This is a genomic window from Albidovulum sp. (genome assembly GCF_049646345.1).
Taxonomy (GTDB): Bacteria; Pseudomonadota; Alphaproteobacteria; order Rhodobacterales; family Rhodobacteraceae; genus Albidovulum.
This window is the reverse complement of sequence record NZ_JBARVQ010000423.1, coordinates 1-6,045: the sequence shown is the minus strand read 5'-3', so window position 1 is coordinate 6,045 and position 6,045 is coordinate 1. Positions and strand designations below refer to the sequence as shown.

At 61.7% G+C, this 6,045-nt stretch carries 7 protein-coding genes; 3 read left to right on the top strand and 4 right to left on the bottom strand.

All coding sequences use genetic code 11. From position 1 onward, the window contains the following. The coding region (locus tag WBB85_RS10580; RefSeq protein ID WP_432638582.1) for an FAD-dependent oxidoreductase at nucleotides 1-981 on the top strand (981 nt) is incomplete at its 5' end. A gap of 156 nt (nucleotides 982-1,137) precedes the next feature. Next, the gene (locus tag WBB85_RS10575) at nucleotides 1,138-2,043 is read left to right on the top strand and encodes a LysR family transcriptional regulator (protein ID WP_432638581.1); all 906 of its coding nucleotides are present in this window, start codon (nucleotides 1,138-1,140) and stop codon (nucleotides 2,041-2,043) included. A gap of 35 nt (nucleotides 2,044-2,078) precedes the next feature. On the opposite strand, the gene WBB85_RS10570 is transcribed toward WBB85_RS10575, so the two are convergent. From WBB85_RS10570 to WBB85_RS10555, 4 genes are read right to left on the bottom strand one after another with little or no spacing between them, the layout of a single operon-like run. Beyond that, the gene (locus tag WBB85_RS10570) at nucleotides 2,079-3,008 is read right to left on the bottom strand and encodes an OmpA family protein (protein ID WP_432638580.1); all 930 of its coding nucleotides are present in this window, start codon (nucleotides 3,006-3,008) and stop codon (nucleotides 2,079-2,081) included. Next, a complete protein-coding gene (locus WBB85_RS10565; RefSeq protein ID WP_432638583.1) occupies nucleotides 3,005-3,571 on the bottom strand; it encodes a peroxidase-related enzyme in 567 nt (188 codons plus the stop codon). Before WBB85_RS10565 ends, WBB85_RS10570 begins: the two co-directional genes overlap by 4 nt. A gap of 25 nt (nucleotides 3,572-3,596) precedes the next feature. Further along, complete coding sequence (locus tag WBB85_RS10560) at nucleotides 3,597-4,304, bottom strand: GNAT family N-acetyltransferase (protein WP_432638579.1); 708 nt, start codon at nucleotides 4,302-4,304, stop codon at nucleotides 3,597-3,599. Beyond that, nucleotides 4,301-5,032 (bottom strand): competence/damage-inducible protein A, encoded by a 732-nt coding sequence (locus WBB85_RS10555; protein WP_432638578.1) that lies wholly within the window; start codon nucleotides 5,030-5,032, stop codon nucleotides 4,301-4,303. The genes WBB85_RS10560 and WBB85_RS10555 overlap by 4 nt, the downstream gene beginning before the upstream one ends. A gap of 121 nt (nucleotides 5,033-5,153) precedes the next feature. On the opposite strand from WBB85_RS10555, the gene map reads away from it, so the two are divergent. After that, on the top strand, nucleotides 5,154-5,960 hold the full coding sequence (gene map, locus WBB85_RS10550; RefSeq protein WP_432638577.1) for a type I methionyl aminopeptidase: 807 nt from the start codon (nucleotides 5,154-5,156) through the stop codon (nucleotides 5,958-5,960). Nucleotides 5,961-6,045 lie beyond the last annotated feature (85 nt).

Sequence of the window (6,045 nt, the reverse complement as noted above, 5' to 3'; positions counted from 1 at the left end):
TTCCAGGGCAAGATTTCGTCCTGCCTCGTCAATCCGAAGGCCTGTTTTGAGACCGAGTTGACGCTGGAGGCCACCGCGCAGCCGAAGAACATTGCGGTTGTCGGGGCCGGGCCAGCGGGCCTTTCCGCCGCGCTGGCGCTTGATGAACGCGGCCACCGGGTCACGCTGATCGACAAGGCGGGCCAGATCGGCGGCCAGCTCAATCTCGCGCGGCAGGTGCCGGGCAAGGAGGAGTTTCACGGGCTGGTCAACTGGTTCACCACCTTGGTCGACAAAAGCGGTATTGACCTGCGACTGGGGGCCGAGGCGACGCCTGAAACACTTGCCGGTTTTGATGAGATCGTGCTGGCGACCGGGGTCATCCCGCGCGATACCGGGATCGAGGGGCAGGACGGCCCCAACGTGCTCTCTTATATAGAGGTGTTGTCCGGCGCCCCGGTTGGCGACCGTGTGGCGGTCGTCGGGGCGGGTGGAATTGGTTTCGATGTCGCCGAATTCCTGACCCAGAAAGGCGACAGCCCCACTTTGCATCCTGAAGAATGGCGTGCCGAATGGGGGGTGACCGACCCCGAAACGGCCCGGGGCGGCCTGGCTGATCCCAAACCCGAACCCGCCGCACGGCAGGTTACCCTGCTACAACGCAAGGCAGAAAAGCCGGGACGACGTTTGGGCAAGACGACAGGATGGATTCACCGGGCAACGCTTCAGGCCAAGGGCGTGAAGATGATCGGCGGCGTCAATTATGAACGCATCGATTCGGACGGGTTACACATCTCCTTTGGGTCCGAGCGCCGCGAACCACAACTTCTTGTGGTCGACACCGTCGTGCTTTGCGCCGGTCAGGAAAGCCTTCGCAACCTTGCCGTGCCACTGACCCAAGCCGGAAAAACCGTTCATATCATAGGCGGAGCGGACGTTGCGGCGGAGCTTGACGCAAAGCGTGCCATTGATCAGGGCACCCGTCTGGCGGCAACGATGTAACCTCTGGTTGTTAAGGTATTGGAACTGATCGGCGGATTCCTGCCACTTTGGTTCCAGAGAATACCTAACCTTTGTCCGCCAAGCTCCGCAATGTTGCCCGATTTGCCCCTGATACATGTCGTCGGCGGGCAATACTAATTACGGGTGCTAGTAAATATGGACCGATTGACCGAAATGGAGGCTTTCGCCACCGTCGTGGATCAGGGGGGATTCACGGATGCGGCGAAAAAGATGGGGATTTCAAAATCCGCAGTCTCCAAACATGTATCTTCGCTGGAAGCCCGCCTTGGCGCGCGTCTTTTGAACCGGACCACGCGGCGGGTGTCGCCGACAGAGATTGGTCTGGCCTATTATGATCGTGCACGCCGCGTTCTGAACGATGCAGGAGAGGCTGACGCGCTTGTCACTTCAATGCAATCGGCCCCTTCTGGCCTGCTGCGCATCTCGGTGGCGACCGATTTCGGCGTGAACCTTCTGTCGCCGATTCTCGGGGATTTCCTGCTCGAATATCCCGACATCACGGTGAACATGGTGCTGAACAACCGTTATGTTGAACTGATCTCGGAAGGCTTCGACATGGCCATCCGGGTGGGTGAGCTGGAAGATTCGACCCTTCGGGCCCGCAAGCTGACCGACACGACACGACGTATGGTCGGATCGCCCGCCTATTTCCAGAAATACGGCCGGCCGCAGAAGATCGACGATCTGAACGAACACAAGCTGCTGCACTATTCGAATCAGTCCGCGGGCAATGTGTGGAAGATCACCGCGCCGTCGGGCGAAAAGCGTCAGGTGCGTACCGCCGGGTGGTTGACGGTCAATGACGGCCAGTCGCTCTTGAACGCCGCCGTGTCCGGGCTCGGCATCGCCTATCTGCCCTCGTTCCTCTATTCCGAGGCGCTGCGCAACGGTGAGGTCGTGGAAGCGATCCCCGATCTTCCGGTGGAAACGCTGGGCATCTACGCGGTCTACCCGCCGGGTCGTTTCACCCAGCCGAAGGTTCGCGCCTTCATCGATTTCCTGGCCAATTCCTTTGTCGAGAAGGGGCCGGACGCCTGGTAACGCAGGTCTGAGTAACGAGTGCTGCCTGAGCAGTCTCAACGGGTCGAGGTGATCAACGCCTCGACCCTTCTGTTTTGGGTGCGTCCTTCAGGCGTGAGGTTGGAGGCCACCGGGCTGAGAAAGCCGACACCATCCGCCGAAAGCTGCGCCGGGTCGACGCCGTGGATGTATACAAGCCGATCAAGCACCGATTGCGCACGTTTGCGCGACAGCGCGACATTTCCTGCAAGCGATCCTTCAGAATCCGTATGGCCAACCAGCGCCACGGACCTGTCAGGGTTGGCTTTCAGGTATTCAGCCAGAGCGGCGAGAGAGGAAAACTGTCCGTCGCTTAGCCGGGGCGCGCCCGAGGCGAAATCAAGATCGTCGAGCACGACCTTGCCGACCGTCGTCAATTCGTCGCTCAGGGCACCCGGGCTGGGTTGGACATCGCGTGCCGTGAAGCGCGCGGCAGCGATGGGCAATGGCCCCGAAAGGGCGGCCCCGACCCGGGTCATCTGCACATAGCTGCTGTCGGATGAGCGGCTGATCAGCAGGCTGACATAGTCGGGAACGGGCCCATCAATCCTGCGGGCGGACAGAAAACGGAAATCGCCCAGATCGACATGCATGTCGGGTTCCGGCAGAACCTTGGTGGCGAAACGGAAGTCAAAGCCGCCGCACTCATCCGTGTTGCATTCAAAGAGAATGTCAAACCCTTCACCGCGCAGCTGATCACGCAAGGCCGAAAGCACCGCCATCGTGGTGATGTCGCCTTCGCGAATGCGCCAGGCGGTCTGGGTAATCTCGCCCTCTGCCTTCAGGGTCTTGATCGCGCCATCCGACCAGGGTCCGACCGGCAGCGCGTAACTGCCCATCACGGTCGCTTCCTCGGCTGTCCGAGCAGCGGTGGGCGGCATCGACAGGGTCGGCGCCGCTTGGGCGGCCGGAGCGAGACACAAAAGGGCGAGCGCAAACCGTTTCATCGATGTGCCCCGTGATAGTCCGCGTTTGGTTCCATCGCGGTTGCCGAGGCAATGCGGTTTGTCATGTTGAAGAACCCGGTGACCGAGGCGATATCCCAGATGTCGCGGTCGCTGAAACCGGCATTCCGCAGCGCCTGACGGTCCGGTTCCTCGACCTTGGATGAGGCGAGGGTCAGCTTTTCGGAAAAGTCCAGCATCGCGCGCTGTTTCAGGGTGAGCGGCGCGACGCGCCAGTTCATCACCAAAGCTTCGCCCAGAACCGGATCGCCCGACAATTGCCGCACCGCCGCGCCATGGGCGACCTGACAGTACCAGCAGCGATTGAGGGATGAGACGGTGACCGCGATCATCTCGCGGTCCAGCTTGGACAGGCCGCTATCGGCCAGCATCATATCGTTATAGAGGGCGGTGAAAGCGTTCAGCTTGTCGATGTCGAAAGCATAGGCTTGCAGGACATTCGGGACGAGGCCCAGCTTTTCGGCGCAAATGTCGAAGTACTTCCGGGTTGCGTCCGGAAGGGGCTCGACCATGGGCAGGTCGAGGGCCGTGGGGGTGTGGCCTATATCTTTCAACTGCTCCCCGTGCCGCTTAGGGCTTATATGAGCGGTAGTGGTATTGTCCCACAACTTGCATCTTCAGGGAAGTATAGAGCGCATTTGCTGCGTTGTTTGATTGCACAACCAACACAGAAAACCGTTCCGCCCCATGATCTTGCGCCCATTCGGCGGATTTTCGCATCATATTGATGGCGGAACCTTGCCGACGCTGATCCGGCACGATGTGCAAAGCATGCAGCATGGCGGTTTTTCCGTGGATCGCGACATAAGCCGACCCCGCCGCACGGTCGTTGACCCTGCCAAGGACGGTGGTTTTCGGCCCCTTCGCGCGTTCCATTACCGCGATCCTGCCGGGGCCGATCCCGCCTTCGGCCCAGATGTCGCGCATGATCGCCAGCGGCGGCCAGATGGTGAAGGCAGAGAGGCGCGGGATCTCTCCCAGAAGTGCCGCGACGGGTGCTTCAAAGAGGTTGACCGGATCCTTGACCGCATAGCCGCGCGCGGCAAGTGCCGCATCAAGGCGGGTATCCTGCGGCCGGATCATGAACAGCGGATGCTGCCCCAGCCGGTTTTGTGCGACCTCGACAGCGTCGATATCCGCGTCACTCCAGTCCCCCTCGGCCGTCGCGGCTGACACACGCTGCCCGCCACCGCGCCCTTCGCGCACCCGGAACGGCCCGACGTCATGAACGGCGACGGCGGGCCAGGTGGCCTCGGTGACGGCGAAAAGATCGCTCATGCGCCGCCCCGCGGGAACAGCGCCGCCAGACGTGCCATCGCCGCGTCGATGCGGGCCGGATCGGTGCCGCGGATGACAATGTTCGACCCATAGGCGCCGTTCTGGATGAAGGGATAGGAACCGAAGGATAGGTCATCGAATTCGGCGGCAAGGTCGGACAGCGGCCCGGCAATCACGCCTTCACCCTGATCGATCCGCAATGTCTGGCTGAGCAGCGGTTTCCCCCCGGTCAGACGTGGCAGCAGTGAGGCGACCATGGCCTGAAAGATGTTCGGCACACCGGCCATGACATGAACATTGTCCAGCGAAAAGCCCGGCGCGGTCGAGATCGGGTTGTCGATCAGCGTGGCCCCGTCCGGGATACGCGCCATGCGCTGGCGTGCGGCGTTGAACTCCAGTCCCGCGCGGTCGTAATGCGCGGCCAGCAGGGCGCGGGCATCTTCGCGAATGCCAAGGGGTAGGCCGAACGCCTCGGCCACCGCATCGGCGGTGATGTCATCATGCGTCGGGCCGATCCCGCCCGAGGTGAAGACATGGTCATAGGTCGCACGGAGCGCATTGACCGCCGCGACGATCACAGGGCGGTCGTCGCTGATCACGCGCACCTCTTTCAGATCAATCCCGATCCGCGTCAGTTCGCCTGCAAGGTAGTGCATATTGGCATCCCGGGTACGACCCGAGAGGATTTCATCCCCGACGATCAGGATAGCGGCACTGGGATTGGGCATGGGCGTAACCTCGTTTGACGGCAAGCTTTACGCAAGGGGCGGGGCAGGGGGAAGCCCCGGCCTCTGGCCAAGGCGGGTTTTGTTGACTATCTAGACCGGCATGAAACAGAAGGAGAACCCCGTGGACGATCCCCGCGGCCGTCTGACAAAGGACGGGATCAGATTGTATGAACCCGGTGATTTCGCCGGAATGCACGCGGCCGGGCGGCTTGCGGCCGAAATCCTTGATGAGGTGGCGGCGCTTGTGGAACCCGGGGTGACGACCGAAGTTCTGGACGACTTCATCCGCGGAAAGGTGGAAGCGGCGGGGGCACGGTCCGCAACAATCGGCTATCGCGGCTATCAGCATGCCTCCTGCATTTCCGTGAACCATGTCGTTTGTCACGGCATTCCGGGGCCGAAGCTGCTGAAGGATGGCGATATCCTGAATATCGACGTGACGGTGATCGTCGATGGCTGGTTTGGCGATACCAGCAGGATGTATGTGGCGGGCCAGCTTTCGCGTAAGGCCGAGCGGCTGATTCAGGTCACCCACGACGCGCTGATGCTGGGGATCGAGGCGGTGAAGCCCGGGAATACATTCGGCGATATCGGCTATGCGATCCAATCCTATGTCGAGGCGCAAAGGATGAGCGTGGTGCGTGATTTCTGCGGCCATGGTTTGGGCCGGGTCTTCCACGCGCCGCCGAATGTCCTGCATTACGGCCGCGCGGGAACGGGCGCGCGTCTGGAAGAGGGCATGTTCTTTACCATCGAGCCGATGGTCAATCTCGGTCGGCCCGAGACCAAGGTTCTGGCCGATGACTGGACCGCCGTGACCCGCGACAAATCGCTTTCGGCGCAGTTCGAACATTCGGTGGGCGTCACGGCGGACGGGTTTGAGATTTTCACACCCTCGCCTGCCGGGCGCTTCCACCCAACGAAATGATCCGGACCCGGCGCGGCCCGCAACGGTCGCGTTGGAACGGGATTAGGGTTGGGAGGCCCCCGCATGATGCCGCACTGTCAGCGTC

Bases quoted from the DNA above. Each gene is read 5' to 3' on its own strand.
- WBB85_RS10575 (WP_432638581.1), top strand. From the start codon at position 1,138: ATGGACCGATTGACCGAAATGGAGGCTTTCGCCACCGTCGTGGATCAG.
- WBB85_RS10570 (WP_432638580.1), bottom strand. From the start codon at position 3,008: ATGAAACGGTTTGCGCTCGCCCTTTTGTGTCTCGCTCCGGCCGCCCAA.
- WBB85_RS10560 (WP_432638579.1), bottom strand. From the start codon at position 4,304: ATGAGCGATCTTTTCGCCGTCACCGAGGCCACCTGGCCCGCCGTCGCC.
- WBB85_RS10555 (WP_432638578.1), bottom strand. From the start codon at position 5,032: ATGCCCAATCCCAGTGCCGCTATCCTGATCGTCGGGGATGAAATCCTC.